Origin of the sequence: Paenibacillus sp. 2003, from assembly GCF_031455635.1 — a bacterium.
GTDB classification, from domain to species: Bacteria; Bacillota; Bacilli; order Paenibacillales; family Paenibacillaceae; genus Paenibacillus; species Paenibacillus amylolyticus_B.
In genome coordinates this window covers 903,400-926,257 of the sequence record NZ_JAVDTB010000001.1, presented here as the reverse complement: position 1 = coordinate 926,257, position 22,858 = coordinate 903,400, and the positions used below count along the sequence as shown (strand labels likewise).

The window sequence follows — 22,858 nt, the reverse complement described above, 5'->3', positions numbered from 1 at the left end:
ATTCCCAGATTTTTCGATTCCCTTTTCCAGAGGGGAAAATCCGGAGATAAAGGCGAACGCTTCGCTTTTTCAGGTATTTTCTGTCCTCTCCGTTACGTGTAAATGATTAGTTTAACTTATATAACAAATCGTCTTCATTTAAACGTCTGACTAAGATCAGCAGGTTGACTGCCACTGAATGTCTTGTCTTTCTTCGTCGTTGATCCAGCAATGCGTTCCTGCAGATGCTCGTAGAACAGATCCTCATCGATCGGCAGATTCACCCAGTTATCCGTCCAGGTAGACAGCAACATCGCATTCGACAATGTTAATCCATGTATACCATCTTCACCGGGAGCAATGAGGGGTGCGCCTGTACGAATCGCATCAACCCAGTTACGAATCAGACCCGGGTGACCCGTTTCCACACCTGTAATCGGAACCTCACATTTCCAGCATTCTGGCTGTCCAAAACCTCCGGTAAACCGCTGATTGAATTCCGGCTCAGTTTCCCGAAGTCGCCAGAACGTAAGCTTTCCATCTTCAATTACGATTTTACCCCGGTCTCCGTTGACCTCGAATCGGTTCGTACCTGGTGCTTCGCCCGTAGTCGTTACAAAGACACCCGTTGCACCATTTTCATACTCCACATATGCGGTTACATCATCTTCCACTTCAATATTCCGATACTTGCCAAACGAACAGAAAGCACGCATTCGCACCGGCATCATGCCGATCGTCCACTGCCACAGATCCAGTTGATGCGGGTCCTGATTAATCAGCACACCACCACCTTCACCTGCCCAGGTTGCCCGCCAGCCGCCGGAATCATAGTAACTTTGGGACCGATACCAGTTCGTAATAATCCAGTTGGTGCGCCGTACCTCTCCCAGTTCTCCCGAAGCAATCAAGTCTCTCAGTTTAATGTAGAGTGGGTTGGTACGCTGGTTGTACATCATGGAAAAGACTTTACCGCTGGCTGCGGCCGCTTCATTCATCTTGCGTACCTGTTTCGTATACACGCCTGCTGGCTTCTCGATCATGACATGCAAGCCATGCTGGAAAGCCTGAATCGCCTGTTCCGGGTGGTCATAGTGCGGCGTTGCAATAATGACCGCATCAATCGTACCCGAAGCCATCATCTGCTCTGCATCCTGCCAATAGGTGACCGTAGCCGGAAGATGACTGGATACCCAGCTCTCCATTTCTTTTCTTACATCACATACGGCGACCAATTCTGCACCCGGTACTTCTCCAGCAACCAATGTTCTGGCATGAGCTGCTCCCATGTTTCCAATACCAATCACCGCTACTCGTACGATACTCATGACTGCTCCTCCTCGTCCACACGACGCTCAATTTCGGCAAAAACGTTTGCAAAATGCTGTAACATCGCCTTGGATCCCAAGGCTCCACTAAAGTCCTCAATTCCGTAATATCCGTCATACCCGACGGCACGAAGATCCCGCACCATCTGTACCCAATCGACCATGCCTTCAGTCAGGGGGGTCCATTGACATTTCCAGGCTGTATTCAGAGCCAATCCGCTATTCTTCTCAGTCACATTATCCTTTTGCGAATCCTTAACTTCGGGTTCAAACCACCCGGCATTCTTCACATGCACATGAGCGAGATACGGACCTAGCAGCTCAAGTCCCATCCGATGATTCTCATACCCTTCATGCACCATGTTGCCTGGATCGTACAACACACCCACATGCTGCGGGTCGAACGATTGCACAAGCCGATAGGCAAGCGATGCCGTCGGTGCAATCGTCTGATGATGTGTCTCTACAATTGCCTTGATGTTGTACTGTTTGGCTAAATCCTGTACTTCACTCAGGTAATCAACGGCTTTACGATACAACTCAGGATAACTGCTCTTGCGATCATATCCAGGGACACCCACACGCATCATAGATGCTCCTAAACCAGCCGCAGCCTGAAACGCTTGCTTGGTGGCAGACAGATCTCCACAGTTCAGATACGGCACAAGTGCAATGGATTTCCGACCTTGCCCTAACGCTGCTTCACGAAAAACAGGAATCTGTTCCTGCCAACGGCCCGGATCTACCGAGCATCGATTATTTCTCCAATAAGACGGCTCTTCGGACATTGCCTCTTCAGGAATTCCACGGAATCTCCACTCAATACCATCAATCCCCGCTGCTGCCGCAGCCGATGCCAATTCTTCTGCATTCAGATCAGGGGTAGCCACAGTGAATACAGACAGTTTCATCATGCTCCATCTCCTTATGTAAACGTATTCATTTTATGTCGTAAAGGCATTGTATCACTCCACTGAACGTCACCATAGGGGAAAACAACAACAGATGAATGACAGATAACGAACAGAGCACATTCCCCATTCAGAGATAACTTCCCAAGAGAATCATGTGATCGCATATCAAAAAGACATCCTTGGAACAGATTTCAATTCTGTTCAAAGATGCCTTGTACAACAACTATATATAAGGTGAAATTTGAGGAAAAGGTTCCCTATCAGTTATCCAATCGCGACTTCAGTAGCAGATTCTGGTTCTGGCTATTGTACTCGTCCAATTTGTATAACCGAGCTTCTTTGTCTAATCCCGATCAAAGAACACGTGTTCAGCCTGTATTTTCCCCTGATCTATTGTCATGATGCCAAATGAGTATTGTTTCTGAAAACGCCGATCCGTAGGCGACCCCGGATTAAATACCAGTGTGTTGTCCACGGTATGCATCACCGGGATGTGTGAGTGTCCGTAGATCACAGCATCCACATGCTGGCCTGCAAAGGTATGAATTGCATTCTGCTCCGTACCCTTTGATCCCAGATGCCCGTGCACAAGACCCAGACGAAGTCCTTCCACTTCAACAATACGGGAATACCCCAGTTTTTCAGCGATTTCGGACGGGTCCGTATTACCAGCTACACCTTCAACTGGTGCATACTCACTAAGCAATGGGTATACGCTCCAATCCGACCAGTCACCGGCATGAAGAATGAGATCTGCACTCGGCAATACATCCAGGAGCCTAGTCGGTAACTTCCGTGATTTACGTGATAAATGCGTGTCAGAGATTACTACGATTTTCATATAACAACCCACCTTTCCTTTACCTCTGATTACAATCTACTCTGACTGCGATGGGACAGCTAACATCTGGGAACTGGAACGTTCCATATCTTCAAGGGTAATGGATGCGAAGAACTGCTCCACCTTGGACTCCGCAACCTGATACAGATTGGTCAGCAAGCTGTCTATATGCAAGCCCACTTCACAATCCGGGTTACAATTGCCGTGAATCGGGAACAATGGACCTTCGTCCTTCGCAGCCTGATAGATCATGTCTAATGTGATTTCACTTGATGGCTTCGCCAGGTAGAAACCTCTTGTTCCAGGAGAAGAGTTCACTAATCCTGCCTTTTTCAGCCCGCCCAGTATACGTCTGACGACGACAGGGTTGGTATTCACGCTACCTGCAATATGTGCAGACGTGATTCGTTCAGGCGCGCTGAGTGACAATAACAACAAACAATGCACACTGACCGAAAAATGAGTACTCATGATTAACCACCTTTATTTAATATAATCCTAGTCATGCTGATTTTATTCAGAGAACAGATCCTTCTCGGGACGTGCTCTGATCTTGAGCTGTCGCACACTATATTCCAGTTGTTTCACAATATCATCCAGCTGTTTGCGATCAATCTTGGTTGGATCTTCCACCGGTTTTGCGGACGACTTGAGATCTCGGATCGTTAACTGCTGCTCTTGCCATTTGTCCATCAGATCTGCAATATTGGCATAGAAACGTTCGTAATCTTTGATGACCAGGTCAAGATAAGCATCTACCTCATCCGGATCATAACCACGAAGTTTATAATTAAATTGTTTTTCATGAATCGATAACGCATCTAGCTGCACTCCCAATTGTTTGAACAATTGTCTCTGTTTATCCAATCTTCGTTTCATATGTTCATCCATATTGACAACCTCCATTATAGGCCAAGCCGTGGTTCTATTTCCTTGAAGAACATACGGCATTTTCTCTCTCTATTTTTTATAACACATAATCCGTCAGATATAAAACGATACAGCCCTATTCCTCACGAAAATGATTGCTTTTCATCCATTTCGGGTAAAGACACACTACACCCCACAACGGGAAAGGAGCATGTCCTTATGAGTACATTAACTAAAGATCAACATCAAATACTGAAAAACGCCCTTTTGGAGCAACGTGAAAACTTGCAGCGTCATTTTGAATCCAGCATGGAAGACGGTGCTCCGGCCCAGTCGCTGAAAGATTCAACCGGTGAGCTGTCCTCCTACGATAATCATCCGGCAGATGCCGGTACGGAAACATTTGAACGCAGCCGTGATCTGGCGATCGACGATACATTAACAGACGAATTCAATCAAGTGAACGACGCATTGGAACGTATGGAGCAAGGTACATATGGAACCTGTGTAACGTGCGGCGAAGATATTCCCTTCGAACGACTTGAGGCTATCCCCTATACCGCTTACTGTATTGACGACACGCCTAATCGGGAGATCAGCAACGATCGGCCCGTTGAAGAAGAAGTGATGACCATGCCTCCGAGTGGTGCTGGAGAAGGAAGACAGCAGCGGGCCGGTAAGTTCGACAACGCAGATGCTTGGGAAGCGGTCGAAGAATATGGCACATCTAATTCCCCCGCAACCGCAGCCAAACGTGATGTGAAGGGTTACGATGAGAACATGTAACTTCGTTATGAACTGAAACGGTAGGCGTCAAAATTGAATTGGATTCAATAGGCTGTTCCACCATTAGCCTTCCTTATCACGCATTAAAAAGCCGCCATTGGGCGGCTTTTTCTAGTTTTCTCCATAGCAGTCTCTCACGTTTGCCGTTACTTGCTTCCAGCGATAACACTGAACCCATATATTCCGTTCGTTTATTCTTCAGACTCACGACCAGATGATGCAGATCCCTGCCGCTTCGACACAGATCGAGACGTTTTCGAAGTTGATTTGCCCTTATCAGACGTAGCTTTCTTTTTCTCTTTTGCATCTGTCTTGGAAACAGGTATTTTCACTATAGGTTTGGAGAGCGCTGAGAATAACTGAAAGACCTCCTGTTCCCCTTGTCGATTCTCTTTTGTTGTATAGGGTTCACAGATTTTTATGATGTTTTTATACAACTGCTCTACTTCCTCACGAGTTGCATACAACGTGATGTCCGAGAGAAACATCCGATCTTCATTTTCCGCCTGATGCATGAATCGCTGACGACTTTGTTCGAACATCTCATTTAATAATTTGAGCGTCTCGGACCGAAACACCTGTTTTAATGGTGAGTTTTCCTTGTCTTCATCTTCGTGACGGAGATGGATCTCTCCGGTGAATGGTTCATAATATTTTGCGATAATCCCATTAATCTCACGTGTGGAAACGATCGTCAGCAGACCAATTCTCTCCAGCTTTTTTACATGATAGTGAACTTTGGCTGGCACCTCACCCATCTGGTCGGCGATCTCTTTGACAGTGGATGGTCTGCCCTGCTTGTTAAACATATTCATAATCTGTATCCGATACGGATCGGAGTAGATTTTAATTTCTTCAATTGTTGAAAGAACTTTGTGCTGCATCCCTGTAGCCTCATTTCCGGGTACCTGTTGTCCATCGATATCTCTATTATACCGCTGCGTCAGGACTTCGGTCAAAACGAGCCAGAAATGACTGGATACAGAAAATCGGCTAATGATCACTTCTCAATATCTTCACAGAGCACTTCGAAAACTTTTGCTAAATAATAGCATACCTGCTGACATGGCAAGCATAATACCAAAAACGATAAACAGAACAGGCATGGTCATCCAATCTGCAAGTGCTCCCGAAACCAGACTCCCAAGTGGTGCAACACTCAAGACGAGCATAGTCTGAAGGGCATACACTCTGCCCAGCATCTCCGAAGGGGTAACTTCCATTAGATAGGTACCTAGCGGGGTTGTAGCCAGTGGAATCCCCATCCCCATCAGAAGACAAAAGGCAGCCGCAACTGGCAATTGGAAGGAAGTCATATAGGCTGGTAGTGCCGTCATGGCATAACTGAGACCCAGCATGACAATACCGCTGATGACCAGCACACTTTTACGATAATTCGCTCCCCTTTGTGTCAACCATACACCGCTAAGCAGCATACCTCCCACCATCAGCCCACTGAGCAGACTTAATCCCCCAGCGCCAGCATGCAACGTTTCAATGACATAGGGTGTACGGAGAACATTGAACGGCATCAGGCAGAAATTAACGAAGGCAAACAGGATGGAGACAATTAACAATAAGGCATGTTTACGGAGAAAATGAAAAGCTTCTGCCATTTCGGAGAATATGCTACTTTTGTCGGATGGAAGAGAATCTATTCCCATTGTTGTTTTATCTTCATTGTTAGCAGATGTTGATACTTCAGGATAGCCCACTCGGCTCATAATTAAAGCACTTAGCGCAAACAACCCCGCATCAATCAGGATCGTCCAGGCAATGCCTATTGTAGCAATAAGGGCACCCGCCACTGCAAGTCCTGCGAGTTCGGCCACTCTGGTTGCAGAAGAGGACATCGCATTACCCGAAAGCAGCATTGATGGGGGAAGCAATCGGGGGACACTTGATACTTCCGCAGGACTAGTGAAGCATTCCAGCAAAGAATTCAGAATTGTAATGACAAACAGATGCCAGACTTCAAGTTGGCCCAATCCAAACAGTAGAGCTGTAATACCAACAAATAATCCGCGACCAGTATTGGTAATCACAATCACTCTTTTGGGAGACATGCGATCAACCAAAGCCCCGGCGAACAGACCCAGAAGGATATTGGGCAAAAAATTCACCGCCAGCAACGTACCCATCAACACTTTTGAACCGGTTAGAATATACACCATCCAACTGTAGGCAATCGAATCAATTGAATCACCAAATCTGGATACCACTTTACTAAGCATAAACTGCATATACGGTCTGATTCGTATTAACTCACCCATACCTTGCTTGCTAACTGCTGAGCTATCATTCATTCTTTTTCTCTCCTCAACGTTAAAATATTTTTCATGTTAATTTTATTTTAACGTAAATTATGAAGAAATCAATGCCTCCGTGAAAATAATTTTAACGCTAAGTAGGCAAAGTAAAATCTCGCTCTGCTTTCAGAAGATTCGTAATTAACAGCGGAATTTTGAACAATCTCCTATAACACACAAAAAAACAGACCACAAGTGGTCTGCTCGGGATGGAATGTATTTGAACTGCCTTTATTTGCTGCTACTTCTCAACACGCAATATAAATCCAGACCGTTCCGCCTGTACCTCCAACATCAAATCACGTATCCGGCCTGCTTCATTCCCTAGTCGTTCTTCGCTGATTTGATAGTTGGTCCATTTTAACTCTAGTGGAAGTTCAATCGTACCCGTCAGACAATCCCACAGAGCGTCGAGATTACCGCCATAAAAATCCGGTAGCTTCAGCTTATCCTTTAATTGTTGATGAAGTTCAGCGCTACTAGCAAAGTCTTCTCCATCCAGAATCACGGTAATCATGGCTGCTCCTTCCTCTATTTCAAACGTGTAAATGATGCATAGTGATCTGTCGTTTTGTAGATGAGTCCATCATTGGAGTACACAATCCGATCCGAATTACGGAAGCCGGAAGTATAGTTAATATCCGCTTCGCGCCATGTACGTCCGCTGGCCGAAGGCAGCAGTCCCTCCCGATTGCCAAATGTGTCCCCACCGATACTTTTCCCAGGAGCCACTACAGCCAAGTTTCCTTTTGACGCTACCCAGCCGAGTCCTGTTGCCTGTGATTTGGTAATAAAGTTACATGGCAACGTTCCGTTTGCACTCAAATAGTTTGCTACACCTGTAAACGTATTGATGATGGTACATGTTGCAGCAGATGCCTTCTGCTGTGCGACTGGAGTGAACTGTGATCCTGTGAGGAAAACAAACGTTAACAACAATGCCAGTAATGCGGTGGATATCAACTTTTTCATCAATCCGGCCTCCCGATCCCTCAAATTAGATGAACGTTGTCACGATATGCATACTGCAAGCTATAACTTTCTAGTTTTGCGTTCTGCTAGATTATAGTAAACAAGTCATCTCATGACTATTTATAACACATCATTTTGGTAGAAATATCAAATGAAGACGTTTAAATTGTAAAATATTATAATTGTAACATTTTAAGACAAAAAAAAGACTCTCATCCCAGAAGATGGAGTCTACTTTTCTAGTATGTTTAAACTGACCTGACCTAATCGATCAGTTGCACACGTTGACGAGTTCGAGCCGATTCCAGGCACGCATCAATAACGCGCATGTTTTGAATGGTATTTTCCGGACTGAAAGGCAAGGCTTCTCCTTCAAGCACAGCCGTTGCAAACGTCTCTACCTGAAGCACATAGGAATTCGACACGGATACACGCTCCTCACGGCTGACCGAATCGGTGTGCACAATAATCTGAGGTGGAATATCACTATTCTCCCAGCCAAATACTTTTGGCAGTTCGATCCGCCCTTCCGTCCCGAGAATCTCCATCTCCGCCCGTCCTGAAGCCCACATGCCGCAGTCAAAAGTTAAAGCGACCGAATTCGGAAATTCTACCAGTCCCGACGCCATCATATCCACGCCATCATGCTCGTCCGAGAATAGAGCGTGAACTGTCACCGCTTCCGGTTCCTGTCCCAGATACATCCGGGCTGCCGAGATCGGATACACGCCAAGATCAAATAATGACCCGCCGCCCATCTCTCTTTTGAACCTTACATTTTCCTTGTCATCAGCGGTATTACAGGTAAAGTTACCATGGATGGCTCTGACAATGCCAATCTCTCCACTAGCTATAATCTCTTGCACACGTCTGTGCTTGGGATGATATCGATACATAATCGCCTCTGCAAAAAGAACACCATGCTGCTCACACACCTCGATCATTTCTGCTGATTCATCTGCATTCAGGGCAGCTGGTTTCTCACACAACACATGTTTGCCAGCCTGTGCCGCTTTGATGGTCCATTCTTTGTGCATATGGTTAGGCAAAGGAATATAGACGGCTTCAATGTCCGGATCAGCGATGAGCTCTTCATAACTGCCATATGATCTGGCAATGCCGAGTTCTTCGGCAAGGGTTTCCGCTTTTTCCTTGCTACGGCTGGCAATCGCCAACACCTCACCACGTTCAGACTGCTGGATCGCCGGAATGACTGCATTTTTGGCAATGGTTGACGTACCGAGTACTCCCCACTGTAAGTGTCTGTTCATGCTCATCTTCCTTTCGTACCGTAATTGTCCTCTTCTGCCTTGTGTAACATGCCGAGACAACGATCCAGATCCGTTTTGACCTGTTTCTTATATAACTCAGCTTTTTCCGCACCATCATCTGTGAAATGATATAGAACGATTTCCTGAAAATCGACCTTTGGATCATTGCCCTTCAGCTTCTTCGTGCGATAAAAAACACCTTGCTGTACCAATTCATGCAGTGCCCGATATACCTCGCTCTGGGGTGGTACATAACCGTAGTCTTTGAATTCCTGCTTCATCGCCTCCAGCATCTCGTAACCATACCCCCTGTGCTGTTCAACCATCGTAATCAGATACAGCTTGATAAATGCCCGCTGTGCAATCATAAAAGCCACGTTCATTCCCCTCCTGTCAGAACCTATATATCTAGTATTATAAAACTTATGTTCGGGTTCTGCCATCTTTCTCCGCTTGGTCTGCCTTTTATCCATCTTCAAAGAAGGTGAGAAAGAAATCGTGTGAATACGCGTTAAGCTGGGGGAAGCACGGAAAAAGGTTTTTTGTTGTGAATTTTTCATGTAATGAAATTTTAAATAGTATTGGAAAGTTTGTTTTATTTCAGGAACCCAGCGAGTCGTTCCATCGAATTTTAAAGGCTGTTACATCTGTAGTCCTGAATGCTGTTTCCTGCATAGCTGAATCCTGAATTCCAATATCGGCATAGACCCTGTACGATCCTGTAAAGCTGTGATTCTGTTGTGAATTTTTCATATGTTGATATATTCATTTATTGCGGGCAGGCTTGGATACAGTCCCCACAATCCATTTGCCCCAGCTTACACGCGAGATAAGCCATGTCAGTACACAGGATAATGTAAGAGCCAACAACCAGGTGATGATCATTCGGACGACAGGGTTCCAGCCCATAGCAACGTAAAATAACTCATCCGGAATGTAGCTATACCGCAGCATCAACATATGCATCAGATAACCGCCATACGATACACCACCAATCCATCCCAGCAATCGTGTAGCCCTGAGGTTATGCAGTTTCCCGGCCAGCTGGTACATGACCATAATTGAAGCAATCAGAAAGAGTGCCATATCAGGGCGGATCAAGCTGACTGTGTAGAATGTAATTTTGATTCCTTCCGGCTTCTGAAACTCCAGCATTAATAAATAAGTAAACCGCAGACCCAGAACAATAAACACTGTCCAGTATATCCAGCGCAATCGTTGAATCCATTCATTCCAGTGCTGGACGGATAACCCCGCTGCTGCACCAATTACAAAATAAATAAAGAAATAGAGGAAATTGCGGTCTGCATACGTTGTAAAAGCATCTGTCAGCACCGGGATATTCACCCGTTCCATGAACTTGGCGATGTTTCTTAATTGATCCGCAAGTACAAGATACACCACACCAGAAATCAGTAATGCGATCAAGCGCCCCTTGGCCTCATATCGGTTATATACATAACGAATGGCTCGCAAAAAGAGCGGAAATAACAGATAAAACTGAATCAACATGATGATGTACCAAAAGTGTGAAGTCGTTTTGCCCGTAAGCAACTTCAGGCCTAGGTCTGGGATGTCATTCCATCCAAATCCGGTCCAACCACCCGGTGCAAGTGTAAAATAAATGAGTGACCAGATCAGATAAGGCACGATCACGTCGTTTACTCTTTTTCTCATGAACTGGCCATAGTGCAGCTTGTCTCCCGTGTTATAAAAAAGCACCATCCCTGTTATGAATATGAATAAAGGAACTGCAAATTTGGAGAGCATCAGCAGTATGGCCAGTAACACCCCATCCTCCAGTCTCGTTTCCGGGACCAGAGAGTAATGTGCGATGGAATGCTGGAGAACCACCGCTCCAAAGGCGATTCCCCTTAAACTTTCTATTTCTGTAATTCGTTCTTTGCGAGGCATACATTCAGACTCCTTTTCTTGGTTTTGCAATAAAAACAACGTACAATGAAGCCGTATATCTAATGAACGGGGTTGATTCACATTTCGTTAACAGACAAAGACCTAACCACTACCGATTCCAAGTATGTCCAACAACATCTAGCTAACGAGCGAACTTTTCTGGCTTGGGTACGCACCGGTATTGCCATGGCGGGCATCGGCTTTCTTGCTGCCGGATTTGGCTTCAATTCGTCGGCGTATGATCAACTTGCACATATTGCGGCGATTATTACGGGTATCACTTCTCTGATTGGCGGCATATCCATCATTGTGTATTCTGCAGCAGCCTATCATCGGAAGCGTACACAAATCAATGAACAGACGTTTCAGGCATCGACCGGTTTAATTCGGTTTCTCACATGGATGCTACTGGTGATTGGACTCGCTTTGGCTGTACTGTTATATGTATTGTTATTCCCTGCTTGACTGGGTAAAAACACCATCCGACATTATTGACACCCATACCCACCCATATGCAACACAGGGACAAAAGCCGGCTTCCCTTAAGGAAACCGGCTAATGACCATCTGGTGGATCATATATGTCATTCCATTTTACAGATATTAAGTCATTGGGTTCTATTTCATATCGATTATATTTGCGGCAATATTACAGGAATGTATTGTTACCGAATCGCGCTGCCTTGTTTTGGGCTTCCAGTCTGCGTTCTTCCATATCCAGATCCGGACGTTCGGCTGGCACATCTCCGCGATGAGCTGCTTCGGCTCTGTCCCGGTTAAGCTGGCTGTTGCCACTGAATACATCGTACACATCGGAGTCCCGATCCGTAGAATCTACGAGCAGCAGGATTTTACCATTCTGTACATACTCCTCATACTGTTTAGCGTCCTCTTCCGGAATACCAAGACCCACAAGTCCACCCACCAATCCGCCAGCTCCTGCACCTACAGCTGCACCGGTAAATGCTGCTGCAATGGGTCCTGCGGCCAGAATCGGTCCTATACCGGGTATAGCCAGTGCACCGATACCTGCTAGCAGACCGGCTACGCCACCAAGTACACCACCTGTTGCTGCACCTGCAGCCACACCTTCAGGGGCTTTGGTACCTGTCTCTTCCCGAATTGCCTTCAGTTCATCCCGATCTTGCGTAACAACGGAGATTTCGTCTGAAGTGAATCCTTGTGCTTTCAGACCCTCGATAGCTTGCGATGCTTCACGTTCTGTATTAAACACACCTACGATTTTCTTTTGCATAATGAATCCCTCCTCATCTGATTGAGTGGTTCGTTAGGTTATTACCCGTCTTCGTTTCTTTCAAACGCTTGCAAGTCAATATCGTATGTGTTAATAGCAATGAATTGCTGAAGTTCATCCCTTTTTATTCCTCATCAGAGTATGCGTTCAACTCAGGCATGTAATACGTTGTCAAGCATGCTCTACGTTGAAGGACGTGGGCGTCCAGAACATCTTGAAGTCCAGACTGGCTGATCCTGGTGAATTGTCCAGACGATTTCTAAGGAACCGAGGACGTCTTATTTAGCCTTCGGGCACTCCTTTTATTTTTTAATGAATCTGAGACATGTTATTTACCAAAATCACCTGCAAACCTGTTGTACACAGCTGGTTATTCAGATATAAGGTGTTTCAGATTCCTTAGATTGCTGCGGGCGCTTCAAATCGCTGAATAAGACGTCACAAGTTCGTTAGTGTTAGCGCTCCGCTCCATGGTTCTGCTCCATGTTCAGCTCCCCAGGCACGTGCAGTTACGCTTCGGCTCGGCAGGTTTGAAGATACGCTCTGGGGCGTGCCTTCAACCTCTAAAGAAGCAGATTTTGCCGAATTCTCGTCCCATGCCGGAAGTTTTCGGCAGGCGTACAAGGGCACGTCAAGGGAAAGTAACGTAGCATGGAGCGAAAAGGCCGTAAAAGTTGCATGTTAGCGAGTTTTGAGACATGTCCTGGTTAGAGGATGATGCTTTTAAGGTAGAGACTGATTCGATCAGTTACAAAACTGAGAATTGTTCAGCAGATTCTAACCCTGATGAAGAGCGCGCCCTTTGGGAACCACATCGTTGATATCTGAAAAAATGAAATCTTTCATCTATTTCCCCCGTGGTTTGGCCCGATTGGTGGCCACTGCTTCAAGTGGATTATCCGGCCAGTAATGCTTCGGATAACGTCCTTTCAGATCTTTTTTGACGTCAAAGTAGGTCTCACGCCAGAAATTGGCCAAATCTCGTGTGACCTGTACAGGTCGCTGAGCCGGCGATAACAAATGAATGGTCACTGGGACTCGCCCACCAGCTATACGCGGTGTCTCCTGTTGTCCAAACATCTCCTGTAATCTCACCGCCAGAGCAGGAGCCTCGGGACGGCTGTAGTCCACAGGAATACGCGATCCACTGGGCACCTGTATATGCGTCGGAGCTTCATCGTCCAGTTGTTGTCGTTGCCCCCAGCTCAGACCACCAAGCAATACATCTTGCATCGACAATCTCTTGAGGTCGGCTGCCGATCGCATGCCTGTCAGATAAGGTGTAAGATGCTCAGCCAACTCTTCGGTCAGATCATCTTCGATCAGGTCGGGCCACTCAGGTAGATGGAGATGCAGGAACCGCAGCCTGTCCGCAAGCTGTCTGGACGTTTTGGTCCATGGCAGACAATCCAGCCCTTCCATTCGAATTCCGGTTAATAGTGCTTCCAGCACCTGATCTTCAGGTGGCTGTGCAACACTGCTCTTTTTCATCACAAGGGCTCCAATACGAAGTCTCTTATGCGCTCGCACGCTGCGGGTATTGGAATCCCAGGCCACTTGCACTTCATCTTGCAGCAGGTGCTGAGCTGCCTGTAACAATGTCTGCTCCTGCAACGGCGCAGCCAGCAGGATGCGCGCATCTGCGCCCTGGTCGTCTGCCTCGGCTGCGACCAGATACGCTGAACGGCTCAGCGATTCTGTCGCTGCGAGCCGTACGCCGCGGCCGCTGCTCAGCAGATAGCGGCCGTCCTCCCGGCGTTGCCCGATCCGGTCCGGATAGGCGAAGGACAGCAGCAATCCGCAGCTGTCCTCATCCGGCCGCACCGGATCGGCCGCCGGGCCGAGCGCCGAGCGCAGCTGGCGGCTCTCCTGGAGCATGCGCCGCACGGCCGCGCCGTCTGCGACAGCCACTGCCGCTTGCGGCATGCCGCTGCTGTCCGCGGTCAGCAGCGCCTCTACGCGCGGGCGAAGGTCCGTGCCCGCGCCTGCACTGCCACTGCTGCGGAGGCCGGCAGGCTCCTGCAGCAGTGCCGACATCATGCTGGCGTAGCTGGCCAGCCCAAGCTCCACCGCGCGGAGCAGCATGCTGGCCAGTCGCGGATGCACGCCCAGCGTGTTCATCCGCCGCCCGAAGGGCGTGATGCGGCCTGCGTAGTCCAGGCCGCCCAGCTGGCGCAGCAGCGCCTGTGCCTGGCCGTAGGCGGCGTCAGGCGGGGTGTCCAGCCATTGCAGCTCTGCTGGGGACTGGACACCCCAGACGGCAAGCTCCAGCGCCAGCGGCGCAAGATCCGCGGAAGTGATCTCCGGGCGAGCTGCCTCAGGCAGTCCCCCATGAACCTCTTCGCTCCATAGCCGGTAACACACCCCCGGGGCAATTCGCCCTGCACGCCCCCGCCGTTGGTCGGCTGACGCCTTGGACACCGGCAGGGTGACAAGCCGGCTCATGCCCGTGCGCGGCGAAAATGCCGATGCACGACTCAGCCCTGCGTCTACCACAATCTTGACTCCAGCGAGTGTGAGGCTGGATTCCGCAATGGAAGTGGACAGCACAACTTTGCGCGACCCCTCAGGGGCCGGCCGTATGGCCTCATCCTGTTGTTCCACCGGCATACTGCCATACAGGGAATGAACTTTCACATGCGCAGGAAGAGAACCGTTTAATAACTCTCGCTCTGTGCGGTGTATCTCTCTTGCGCCAGGAAGGAAAACAAGCACGTCTCCCTCCTGTTCAGCTAATGCCCTGGTCACATTCTGAGCCGTGAATTGTTCCAACTGCATAGCTGCCGGTCTTGGCACATATCGTGTTTCCACCGGAAAGGTGCGCCCGGGACAGTGAATTGATTTTGTACCTTCGCCAAGCAACCCACAGACGGGAACAGGATCAAGGGTCGCCGACATCACCAGTAATTTCAGATCTGGACGTAACATCGCTCGGGATTCCAATGCCAGGGCCAAGCCCAAGTCCCCGTGTAGATGCCGCTCATGGAATTCATCAAATATAATCATCGCCGTATCCTCAAGACCCTGGTCCTGCTGCAACATCCGGGTCAATACCCCTTCCGTCACAACTTCAATGCGTGTCCCCTGACTCACCCGGGTATCCATGCGTACACGATATCCTACGGTCTGACCCGCTTTTTCCCCTAGCGTAGCCGCCATTCTCGATGCAGCCGAACGCGCAGCCAGCCTTCGGGGTTCCAGCATAATGATTTTCCGTCCCACAACCCACGGCTCCTCCATCAAAGCCAGCGGTACAACAGTTGTTTTTCCCGCCCCCGGCTCTGCAATTAACACCCCTGTATCTTGATCCCGAAATAATTGTCTTAACTCAGGAATAACCTCTTGTATCGGTAACTCTATATGCATATGATCGCTCCTAATGAATGTACCCTACTGCTCTTCAGTATCTCTATTCGAATGTTAGCATTATAACAAAAAAAGCCGTTCCAGAGGAACGACTATCCCAGACACACCCTAAGACACACCTAAGTAATAATGAAATTTATCCAGAATGCTCACTTAACTGAGCAATGATTCGGCACCATCAATGACGATCTCTGCTCCGGTAATATGTCTGGATTCGGACGATGCGAGGAAACTTACCAGATCGGCAACATGTTCCGGCTGACCCGGCCCGTCCGCAAGCGGTTGCTGTCCTTCCGGGAACTCCATCGGTATAATGATCTGTTGCAGATCATCCGTTTTGACCGTACTTTGATCGATATTTGTCGCAATCGCTCCTGGGCAGATCACGTTCACACGTATCTTGAACTTCGCCAGCTCAAGCGCAGCCATCTTGGCAAAAGCAACCTGCCCTGCCTTGGACGTGCTGTACGCCGACATGCCAAAGCTTGAGAAGCGTTGATTGCCGTTGATGGAACTCGTAATGATAATACTGCCGCCACCCCGTTTTTTTACGTGAGGCAATGCATATTTAATCGTGAAAAATGTACCATTCAGGTTGGTTGTAATAATCTGCTGCCAATCTTCAACCTGAATTTCCTCAATGGGTGCCGAGACACCGTTAATGCCCGCATTGGCAAAAACAATATCCAAACCGCCGAATAACTCAACGGTTTCCAGTACAGCCTTTTCCACACGTGCCGGGTCGGAAATGTCTACATCAAATGCTCTTGCCGCACCAGGGTGCAGCGCATTAATCTCTGCTTCCGTTTCCGAGATCCGATCATTCACCAGATCAAACAATGCAACATGTGCACCCTCTTTAGCCAGCTTGACCGCAGTGGCTTTCCCAATCCCGGATCCTGCTCCGGTAATAATCGCAACCTTGCCTTGGAACCGTGACTTGCCGTTATGTTGTGTCATTATCCATTCCACTCCTTTGATTAGCAATTATGTAAGAATGTACGTTCAAGCTCAAAGTCAATTCTTCACAAGATTACCCAAAAAGAGTGTCTTTTAAATCAACACCAGCAAGTTTTTTCACCGTTGACCTACACCAATGTCACAGCAACATTAAGATCGATCCACAACTTGATGACTGGCACTCACCATTCCAGCTCAATGAAAGCGGCATCATCTTCAAGTCCGCCGGTATGTGTAGCATCCAGCAATACCTGAATGTGTTCATCCGGGACATAGGCTTGAATGGCATCCAGGTCGTTCAGTCCATCCGTATATAACTGAAGACGCAGTGAATCCCCTGCCGACCCTTTCATCTCGCAGATGTGCGGCTTACCACCAACAGGTCCTTCAAGTGTAGACCAACGCTCATTTGTCTTACAGTGAGTCTGAAATAATTCAGACTGTTCCTGGCCATTACGCCACAGACGAATACGGGAATCTCCTTGCCACGCTAACCATACACGGCTTTTGCGGCCGCCTCCCGTAAGCTCAATCCGCCCACAGACATACATGGCCTGACTGCCCCGACTTCGCTTTTCCATCAACACTTCACGCAGCAACAAAGGGGAACTTTCCAGTGGCTGTAATTTCTCCAATTGCTCAGATGCGGGAAGGGTAAGATCATGGAGAAGACGCTCAACACCCTCTACCGTTGTGTGTTGCGTCGTTTCCAACCAATCCAGCAAAGCATTCCCCAGAAAACGCGCTGCAAAATCGCCCAGGTAACTCATGCCTACGCCATCACACAAAACAAAATTGCAGATATTCCCTTTCATACGTACCGCAGCAAAGTCCTGTCCGGTATCTCCCTGATGTACCGTCTCAGCCGCTCTGCCATAACCATATCTGCACTTAAATGTGCCCTGATAGCGAGTTAGCGGCTGTTCCCCGGTCTGTACACTCACATAGCGAAAGTTGCCATGCCGTTGCTCGGCATGGCCCCCCTTATCTCCAGCAGACAATGTTGCCAAACGCATCGCTCTCATGATTCCCCTCCTATCTCACAGGCGTAGCAGCGGACATCTGGAACCCGATTGATACTAATTCTGCACATGTACCTGGCAGCATCATGAGTGCACCGGGTGCAAGCAAATAATCAGCTTCAACAAGCATTTCCCGATAACTTTCGGGCAGGACGGATGACATATTCCGCAGCTTCTCTCCATGCTCATCCTGTAGATTCGTTTCCGAAGAGATTCCCTTCCATCTTCTAGGTTCAGCAATTGGCCCATCCAGCAGATGATCCGATATAAAAATGTTCTCCACCAGTACATTGCCGTCAGGTACACTCATCCCCATGATTCTTTTTGCAATAGGTTCGGGATCTTCACCTGTGGCTACCCCATCGGTCATGTGGCATACAAGTGGCGCAGGACAGTCCTGCATATTCGGAATTTCGGCCTGTAGAATCTTTTCCGCCTGTAGGAAAGCCTTCGCAGAATCTGAAAACCGTCTCGGGGTCAGGTCAGGCAAAGAACCAACGGCAGCAATCTCGTCAATCCCTTTGATTCCGTTCAACAAGTCATATACATCATCGCTGTAAGCCAATATGGCTATACGATAGCGAGGCGTCAGACGATTTCCCTTAGTAGAGCGAAATACCATTTGGCGGATCGCGAGAGATAGGGCATCATAGACGACGTCAATCCGTCGACGATTTTCCAGAACCATGTTCATGGAGGCGCTAATATCAATTAAATATATAATAAGTGCAGGTGTACGCTGTGATGCTTGAATCGTGTAGTTCATCTAGGGTGAGTCACCTCCATCATTCACATTAATTTATAAGAAGTTGTTCAAAAAGTCCGCTTTTGATTACGATGGATGCCTATAGGCATCATCAGCATCGAATATGAAATTCAGCCGAAATGTCCGTTGCTCACGTAGTTCTCCCTACGCTCCGCTACTCCATTTCTAGCTTCATCCCATCTTCTCGGTACTGAAAACCGTCCTTTTTGAACACGTACTATAAGTTGGGCAACGTGTAGCTGTTGTTGCTCAGGAATTTGTTAATGGCACTCATTCGAGCCGCCACTTTGCCGACACCTTTGAAATAGGAAGCATCGGTATTGTAAAGATTTTTGAAATCACGGGCATATGCTTCCGCATTTTCAATTTTTCTGCCTTTTTGCGCGTTATACGTCTTATTGTAATGAGCAATCAGCGTGACCACATTCTGGGCACGTTTTTTCTTCAGAGCTGCTTTCTGAGCAATCTCCTGTTGACGTTTAACTTCAGCTGCCGCTTTACGCTCCGCTTCCTGTTTTGCAAGCTTGGCATCATTCTCTTTTTTCCAGACCAGATAAGCTTCATATTTTGCCTGTTTATCGTACTTCTCCTGCTGCGCTCTCTTAGCGGCTTCTTTCTTCTGCTGCTCCTGCTTCACCAGAAAGGCCTCATATTTCGCCTGTTTGTCGTATTTGGCCTGTAACGCCTTACGTTCTTCTTCTTTTTTCTTTGCATCAGCTGCCTTCTGCTTGGCTTCAGCGAGCTTTTTCTTTTCCTCTGCGTCCAGTTTTGCAGCATCTGCGGCCTTTTGCTTCTCTTGTTCTTCCTGCTGTTTGAGCGCAGCTGCCTTTGCTGCTTCAGCCTCTTCCGCAGCTTTGATATCTGCCAGTCGTGTGGCTTCCTGCTGTTCTTTCTGTTTCACCTCTGCCTGATCGGCGAGTATTTTGACCGTTGGCACGCCACCTGCCAGCAATACAATAAGCACAGCGGAGGATATCATGAACTTTTTGGATCTGTAGAATGGCACAGGTACAGGTTTGTCTGTGTCTTCTTTTGGATTAAGCTTGGCATCCAGTTCCTTGATTGCAGCCTCCACTTCCATCTGCATCGCGCTGTTATGAGGAATAAAATGATAAAGCGAGCGGTACACTTCCAGTGCTGCAGCCGGTTTATCTTCATCCTCCAGGGCTCTTGCTTGCAGGAACAGACGGTTCACAACCGCTTCCTGATCGGGAGAGTGCGGCGTTTGGGGACGGTTCCCGTCTTGCGTATTCACCGGTTCACTTACTGGTTCTGAGCTCTTTTTCAGATTCACATCAGCTTCCGACGGATTGGCAGCTTCTTCTTCCGATGTCGCAGCAGCCGCCGCATTGGCCTGATCCACGTCTACCGCAGCCAATGCAACATACCACTCACCAAACGTCGGACAGCTGCTCAGATCGTGACTTTCCCAAGCTCGAATGAACAGATCTGACAGTTTGGAACCCCAACGCTTCTCAAGGGACTCCCGCATCGCATAATACCGTTCACTCACCGTTTGCATTTCATGCTGGTCAAAATAACTTTCGCCCCACGCTTTCTCTACAATCACAGGGTCCGACCAACTTAACATTTCAGCAATGATAACAGCTCCGGCAAATCGGTCAGCATATGAACTCCACAAACCGCTGTGCACTGTTCGATGGGCTGCATAACCGGGTGACCCGGCAAGCAAGGCATCCGGACGATCCATCTTGGAACCGTACATCTGCTCGACATCCACAAGTTCTACCGCAGACGTCTTCCCCAGGTTCTCCACTTCGGAAAAAAACGGAATCATTACATTGGGAGCGGACATATCACAGTGAGCCAGTCCACGTTGTTCCATAGCCGAACCCGTTCCTGCAAGCGCTCTAGCCAGCTTCAGGCTCTCCTCAGCCGTCAACTGTCTCTGATCACTGATCACATCGAACCAGGTCTGACCTTGCACCCATGGCATCAACACCGCATATAACAGATCGGGATGTTTTCCAATGAGCGCTCCGTTTCTTTCCGGAGTGAGCACATCACGCTTGCATACCTGCAAACCTGGCAGTTCACTATAAGACTCCATATGCTCAGACTGATATACCATAGCCGGAATACGGAATTTAGGAAAAAATACTTTTAGTGCTTTAGCCCCATGAATGGAACCATTACGGGGTATCAACTGATAAACAATCCCCTGCCTTCCGGCTTGGGCATAAGCCAGACCCGGCGCAGCCGGATGTTGCCCAATCGTATAGGCAATGTCGTTAATCACCACTTCATCCCCGGGATTTGGTTGAAAAGACATGCTTATCCCTCTCTCTGTCCTAGTGTCATAGTTGCAGCAAAAACCGGGTGTTGTGACAACGCCCGGTTTTTGCTGTAGTTGTACATCTTCAGCTTGCTATCCACCTATAACTCAGGACGAATTCAGACTTCACATCGGCCTGATCTATGTAAAGCAGATTAACGAGCTTGGTCAGCTGTACGGAATTTGTTAGCAATAGCTGTAAGTTCAGCGCTGATGCTGTTCAGCGTTTGAACGAATGATTGCATTTGTTTGCTAGCTTCTTGGAACTCCTGGAAGAAGCGTTGTTTTGTCATACCTTCCCATTGTCCTTCCATGCTTGTGATGGATTGAGTCAATGTAGATACGATTTGCTGACTTTGCTCACCGCTTTGTTTAAATTGATTGGAAACCTGATCAAGCTGCTCTGGGGTAACTAAAATACGTCCTGCCATTTGTAAATTCCTCCTTGGTTTGTGCAATTAAATTTTTACTTATTCAAATTGTACTATACCAGGATCAATCGGACAAAAGCCGAAGGACCTAATCCTATTTACCCCATTTTCAGCACTTGAAACTTCTCCTAACAGCCTATTTACAAAAAAATATTCACTTTCTGCTGTCACTTTTATTCATGCTGTTCAGGAAACCACAGGCTCGGTCCCTCTTCTTCCCCGAAAGGAAGGATCTGTGAATCTCCATGCTACAGGCTCAGGCTGCATAGCCTGCACCAGTGTAGCCGGGGAGCCATCAGGCGGAGCGGCATCCTGAACACGATATACGGCCGCCATTGCGGAAAGGGGATCGGATACTACAGCTACAGTTGCAGAATGTGCAGGCATGATTTCTCCTGTACGATTGTTCTGAAGAACATTCAGCATATTGACCGCATTACCATAGGCTGTGTTCACATGACTCAGCACGGAACGATACTCCATGTCTGCCTGCTGGAATAACAACGCTTTGCGTCCCAGCTGTACGCTTAAGTCCATTAATCGACGCAGCGCATCCTCGCCCAGTCGTTTACTGTGATTCCATTCATTCATCACCGCTGCACGGGATTCAACCTCCCACTCCAGCGAATGAATCGCCTGATCCAACACTGTCATCTTTTGCTGTATTTGCTCCGCTGCATACTGAATCTGCTTGCTCAGTGCCCGAAGCACATCCGGTTCCACACGAATGCGCATTTACCATCACCTTTCCTCTTCCCCTGCAGGCTGTTTAAGCCAGTCCAGCAGCATCTCGTGAAACTGTTCTCTAGTCGTTAGTGCTGCAACAAGCCAATCATCTGAAGCCGCAGTGCTCATCCGGAACAACCAGTTGGATACCGCACTTGCAGCAAATGCTGCCGACTGCGACTTCCACCCGTCTTCATTCCATACAAGCAACCTGAGCTCCCCGTCTGACTCCTTACCCACCAGACAGCGTGCCAGTGCAAGTGAGCCCTCAGGATCACTTGTCTCCTGTTCGAGTTCCGCTGCTACGGTCTGTACTCCGCTGTTTTCGAGCTCATTCATGACATCATAAAATTTTTTCTTGGAGCACATAAGGGCCGGTTTCTCAGCAGGAGAATGGCCGCTCCATTTCATCCGCTCTATCAGAACATCGATGGCTTCACGAACACTTCCCAGATCACTGAGCCGGAACGAGTCCGGTACGTCGTCAACACGGGAAACTTCAACGACCCGCTCATCCGTGCAATGTATATAACTCTCATACGACTTGCCGTTGATCGTGTAGCGAATCCAACAAGCTCTGTCGGACAATCCGGCAATGGCTACCCTGGAGAAAACGGTCGGTGTCATGATCAGCTCATCGGTATCCTGATCCCGAATCAGATATCCTTTGTCAAGCAGGGAGGTTTTGACCCGCTCCCACTCCCTCGCGATATCCTCAGCCATATAGCCGCGAAACGGATCTTCCACACCAAGCAGTCGGTCTGAACCGAGAATACCAGCCAGGAAAAAAAGTTCCTTTGTTTGCAACGTGACTACCTTTTGCTTAGAATCATGAACCGTCAACATTATGAGC

At 48.1% G+C, this 22,858-nt stretch carries 23 protein-coding genes; 2 read left to right on the top strand and 21 right to left on the bottom strand.

Translation table 11 applies throughout. The features are described 5' to 3' along the window. Window positions 1-134: 134 nt before the first annotated feature. The 5 genes from J2X75_RS04330 to J2X75_RS04310 form a co-directional block, all read right to left on the bottom strand. Window positions 135-1,307: a Gfo/Idh/MocA family protein gene (locus J2X75_RS04330; RefSeq protein ID WP_310334492.1), complete on the bottom strand. Its 1,173-nt coding sequence runs from the start codon at window positions 1,305-1,307 to the stop codon at window positions 135-137. Beyond that, window positions 1,304-2,218, bottom strand: coding sequence for a sugar phosphate isomerase/epimerase family protein (locus J2X75_RS04325; protein ID WP_310336642.1), 915 nt, complete (start codon window positions 2,216-2,218; stop codon window positions 1,304-1,306). The genes J2X75_RS04330 and J2X75_RS04325 overlap by 4 nt, the downstream gene beginning before the upstream one ends. Window positions 2,219-2,564: 346 nt before the next feature. Then, on the bottom strand, window positions 2,565-3,062 hold the full coding sequence (locus J2X75_RS04320) for a metallophosphoesterase family protein (protein WP_036670453.1): 498 nt from the start codon (window positions 3,060-3,062) through the stop codon (window positions 2,565-2,567). A gap of 36 nt (window positions 3,063-3,098) precedes the next feature. Further along, complete coding sequence (locus J2X75_RS04315; RefSeq protein WP_149846528.1) at window positions 3,099-3,533, bottom strand: Rrf2 family transcriptional regulator; 435 nt, start codon at window positions 3,531-3,533, stop codon at window positions 3,099-3,101. A gap of 42 nt (window positions 3,534-3,575) precedes the next feature. After that, complete coding sequence (locus J2X75_RS04310; RefSeq protein WP_017689054.1) at window positions 3,576-3,953, bottom strand: DivIVA domain-containing protein; 378 nt, start codon at window positions 3,951-3,953, stop codon at window positions 3,576-3,578. A gap of 198 nt (window positions 3,954-4,151) precedes the next feature. On the opposite strand from J2X75_RS04310, the gene J2X75_RS04305 reads away from it, so the two are divergent. Then, window positions 4,152-4,718 carry a TraR/DksA C4-type zinc finger protein gene (locus J2X75_RS04305; protein ID WP_091017177.1) on the top strand — a complete coding sequence of 189 codons (567 nt, stop codon included), beginning with the start codon at window positions 4,152-4,154 and terminating at the stop codon, window positions 4,716-4,718. A 191-nt stretch (window positions 4,719-4,909) separates the two neighbouring features. Here J2X75_RS04305 and J2X75_RS04300 read toward each other — a convergent pair whose 3' ends face one another. The 7 genes from J2X75_RS04300 to J2X75_RS04270 form a co-directional block, all read right to left on the bottom strand. Continuing rightward, window positions 4,910-5,602, bottom strand: a complete 693-nt coding sequence (locus J2X75_RS04300; RefSeq protein ID WP_310334486.1) for an ArsR/SmtB family transcription factor — start codon at window positions 5,600-5,602, stop codon at window positions 4,910-4,912. Window positions 5,603-5,734: 132 nt separating this feature from the next. Next, window positions 5,735-7,024, bottom strand: coding sequence for an MFS transporter (locus J2X75_RS04295; RefSeq protein WP_310334485.1), 1,290 nt, complete (start codon window positions 7,022-7,024; stop codon window positions 5,735-5,737). 244 nt (window positions 7,025-7,268) lie between these two features. Then, complete coding sequence (locus J2X75_RS04290; protein ID WP_310334483.1) at window positions 7,269-7,544, bottom strand: barstar family protein; 276 nt, start codon at window positions 7,542-7,544, stop codon at window positions 7,269-7,271. 14 nt (window positions 7,545-7,558) lie between these two features. After that, window positions 7,559-7,999, bottom strand: coding sequence for a ribonuclease (locus J2X75_RS04285; protein WP_036609184.1), 441 nt, complete (start codon window positions 7,997-7,999; stop codon window positions 7,559-7,561). Window positions 8,000-8,262: 263 nt separating this feature from the next. Then, complete coding sequence (locus J2X75_RS04280; RefSeq protein WP_307537566.1) at window positions 8,263-9,270, bottom strand: Gfo/Idh/MocA family protein; 1,008 nt, start codon at window positions 9,268-9,270, stop codon at window positions 8,263-8,265. A gap of 2 nt (window positions 9,271-9,272) precedes the next feature. Then, the gene (locus tag J2X75_RS04275) at window positions 9,273-9,647 is read right to left on the bottom strand and encodes a replication termination protein (RefSeq protein ID WP_036609188.1); all 375 of its coding nucleotides are present in this window, start codon (window positions 9,645-9,647) and stop codon (window positions 9,273-9,275) included. Between the two features lie 388 nt (window positions 9,648-10,035). Next, the gene (locus J2X75_RS04270; protein WP_310334478.1) at window positions 10,036-11,184 is read right to left on the bottom strand and encodes an acyltransferase; all 1,149 of its coding nucleotides are present in this window, start codon (window positions 11,182-11,184) and stop codon (window positions 10,036-10,038) included. A 72-nt stretch (window positions 11,185-11,256) separates the two neighbouring features. Here J2X75_RS04270 and J2X75_RS04265 point away from each other — a divergent pair, with 72 nt between their 5' ends. After that, window positions 11,257-11,649 carry a YidH family protein gene (locus tag J2X75_RS04265; protein ID WP_197997731.1) on the top strand — a complete coding sequence of 131 codons (393 nt, stop codon included), beginning with the start codon at window positions 11,257-11,259 and terminating at the stop codon, window positions 11,647-11,649. 183 nt (window positions 11,650-11,832) lie between these two features. On the opposite strand, the gene J2X75_RS04260 is transcribed toward J2X75_RS04265, so the two are convergent. The 9 genes from J2X75_RS04260 to J2X75_RS04220 all read right to left on the bottom strand — a co-directional run bounded on the left by J2X75_RS04260 (window position 11,833) and on the right by J2X75_RS04220 (window position 22,851). Then, entirely contained in the window at window positions 11,833-12,438 is a 606-nt protein-coding gene (locus J2X75_RS04260; protein ID WP_017689064.1) for a general stress protein, read from the bottom strand. Between the two features lie 846 nt (window positions 12,439-13,284). Further along, entirely contained in the window at window positions 13,285-15,804 is a 2,520-nt protein-coding gene (gene hrpB, locus J2X75_RS04255) for an ATP-dependent helicase HrpB (protein WP_310334476.1), read from the bottom strand. Window positions 15,805-15,957: 153 nt separating this feature from the next. After that, entirely contained in the window at window positions 15,958-16,764 is an 807-nt protein-coding gene (locus J2X75_RS04250) for an SDR family oxidoreductase (protein ID WP_017689067.1), read from the bottom strand. A gap of 182 nt (window positions 16,765-16,946) precedes the next feature. After that, entirely contained in the window at window positions 16,947-17,789 is an 843-nt protein-coding gene (locus J2X75_RS04245; protein WP_036609194.1) for a protein phosphatase 2C domain-containing protein, read from the bottom strand. A gap of 10 nt (window positions 17,790-17,799) precedes the next feature. After that, a complete protein-coding gene (locus tag J2X75_RS04240) occupies window positions 17,800-18,552 on the bottom strand; it encodes a vWA domain-containing protein (RefSeq protein WP_124114120.1) in 753 nt (250 codons plus the stop codon). A gap of 217 nt (window positions 18,553-18,769) precedes the next feature. Beyond that, window positions 18,770-20,845, bottom strand: a complete 2,076-nt coding sequence (locus J2X75_RS04235; protein ID WP_310334474.1) for a protein kinase family protein — start codon at window positions 20,843-20,845, stop codon at window positions 18,770-18,772. Between the two features lie 158 nt (window positions 20,846-21,003). Further along, complete coding sequence (locus J2X75_RS04230) at window positions 21,004-21,279, bottom strand: WXG100 family type VII secretion target (protein WP_017689071.1); 276 nt, start codon at window positions 21,277-21,279, stop codon at window positions 21,004-21,006. Between the two features lie 186 nt (window positions 21,280-21,465). Further along, on the bottom strand, window positions 21,466-22,014 hold the full coding sequence (locus J2X75_RS04225) for a WXG100 family type VII secretion target (RefSeq protein ID WP_017689072.1): 549 nt from the start codon (window positions 22,012-22,014) through the stop codon (window positions 21,466-21,468). A gap of 6 nt (window positions 22,015-22,020) precedes the next feature. Next, the gene (locus J2X75_RS04220) at window positions 22,021-22,851 is read right to left on the bottom strand and encodes a hypothetical protein (protein WP_091017195.1); all 831 of its coding nucleotides are present in this window, start codon (window positions 22,849-22,851) and stop codon (window positions 22,021-22,023) included. Window positions 22,852-22,858: the final 7 nt, after the last annotated feature.

What these genes read in the sequence shown, in the direction of transcription:
- J2X75_RS04300 (WP_310334486.1), bottom strand. Translation starts at nt 5,602, where the DNA reads ATGCAGCACAAAGTTCTTTCAACAATTGAAGAAATTAAAATCTACTCC.
- J2X75_RS04230 (WP_017689071.1), bottom strand. Translation starts at nt 21,279, where the DNA reads ATGGCAGGACGTATTTTAGTTACCCCAGAGCAGCTTGATCAGGTTTCC.
- J2X75_RS04330 (WP_310334492.1), bottom strand. Translation starts at nt 1,307, where the DNA reads ATGAGTATCGTACGAGTAGCGGTGATTGGTATTGGAAACATGGGAGCA.
- J2X75_RS04305 (WP_091017177.1), top strand. Translation starts at nt 4,152, where the DNA reads ATGAGTACATTAACTAAAGATCAACATCAAATACTGAAAAACGCCCTT.
- J2X75_RS04240 (WP_124114120.1), bottom strand. Translation starts at nt 18,552, where the DNA reads ATGAACTACACGATTCAAGCATCACAGCGTACACCTGCACTTATTATA.
- J2X75_RS04250 (WP_017689067.1), bottom strand. Translation starts at nt 16,764, where the DNA reads ATGACACAACATAACGGCAAGTCACGGTTCCAAGGCAAGGTTGCGATT.
- J2X75_RS04220 (WP_091017195.1), bottom strand. Translation starts at nt 22,851, where the DNA reads ATGTTGACGGTTCATGATTCTAAGCAAAAGGTAGTCACGTTGCAAACA.
- J2X75_RS04245 (WP_036609194.1), bottom strand. Translation starts at nt 17,789, where the DNA reads ATGAGAGCGATGCGTTTGGCAACATTGTCTGCTGGAGATAAGGGGGGC.
- J2X75_RS04270 (WP_310334478.1), bottom strand. Translation starts at nt 11,184, where the DNA reads ATGCCTCGCAAAGAACGAATTACAGAAATAGAAAGTTTAAGGGGAATC.
- J2X75_RS04260 (WP_017689064.1), bottom strand. Translation starts at nt 12,438, where the DNA reads ATGCAAAAGAAAATCGTAGGTGTGTTTAATACAGAACGTGAAGCATCG.
- J2X75_RS04290 (WP_310334483.1), bottom strand. Translation starts at nt 7,544, where the DNA reads ATGATTACCGTGATTCTGGATGGAGAAGACTTTGCTAGTAGCGCTGAA.
- J2X75_RS04295 (WP_310334485.1), bottom strand. Translation starts at nt 7,024, where the DNA reads ATGAATGATAGCTCAGCAGTTAGCAAGCAAGGTATGGGTGAGTTAATA.
- J2X75_RS04280 (WP_307537566.1), bottom strand. Translation starts at nt 9,270, where the DNA reads ATGAACAGACACTTACAGTGGGGAGTACTCGGTACGTCAACCATTGCC.
- hrpB (WP_310334476.1), bottom strand. Translation starts at nt 15,804, where the DNA reads ATGCATATAGAGTTACCGATACAAGAGGTTATTCCTGAGTTAAGACAA.
- J2X75_RS04235 (WP_310334474.1), bottom strand. Translation starts at nt 20,845, where the DNA reads ATGTCTTTTCAACCAAATCCCGGGGATGAAGTGGTGATTAACGACATT.
- J2X75_RS04315 (WP_149846528.1), bottom strand. Translation starts at nt 3,533, where the DNA reads ATGAGTACTCATTTTTCGGTCAGTGTGCATTGTTTGTTGTTATTGTCA.
- J2X75_RS04285 (WP_036609184.1), bottom strand. Translation starts at nt 7,999, where the DNA reads ATGAAAAAGTTGATATCCACCGCATTACTGGCATTGTTGTTAACGTTT.
- J2X75_RS04225 (WP_017689072.1), bottom strand. Translation starts at nt 22,014, where the DNA reads ATGCGCATTCGTGTGGAACCGGATGTGCTTCGGGCACTGAGCAAGCAG.
- J2X75_RS04325 (WP_310336642.1), bottom strand. Translation starts at nt 2,218, where the DNA reads ATGAAACTGTCTGTATTCACTGTGGCTACCCCTGATCTGAATGCAGAA.
- J2X75_RS04310 (WP_017689054.1), bottom strand. Translation starts at nt 3,953, where the DNA reads ATGGATGAACATATGAAACGAAGATTGGATAAACAGAGACAATTGTTC.
- J2X75_RS04320 (WP_036670453.1), bottom strand. Translation starts at nt 3,062, where the DNA reads ATGAAAATCGTAGTAATCTCTGACACGCATTTATCACGTAAATCACGG.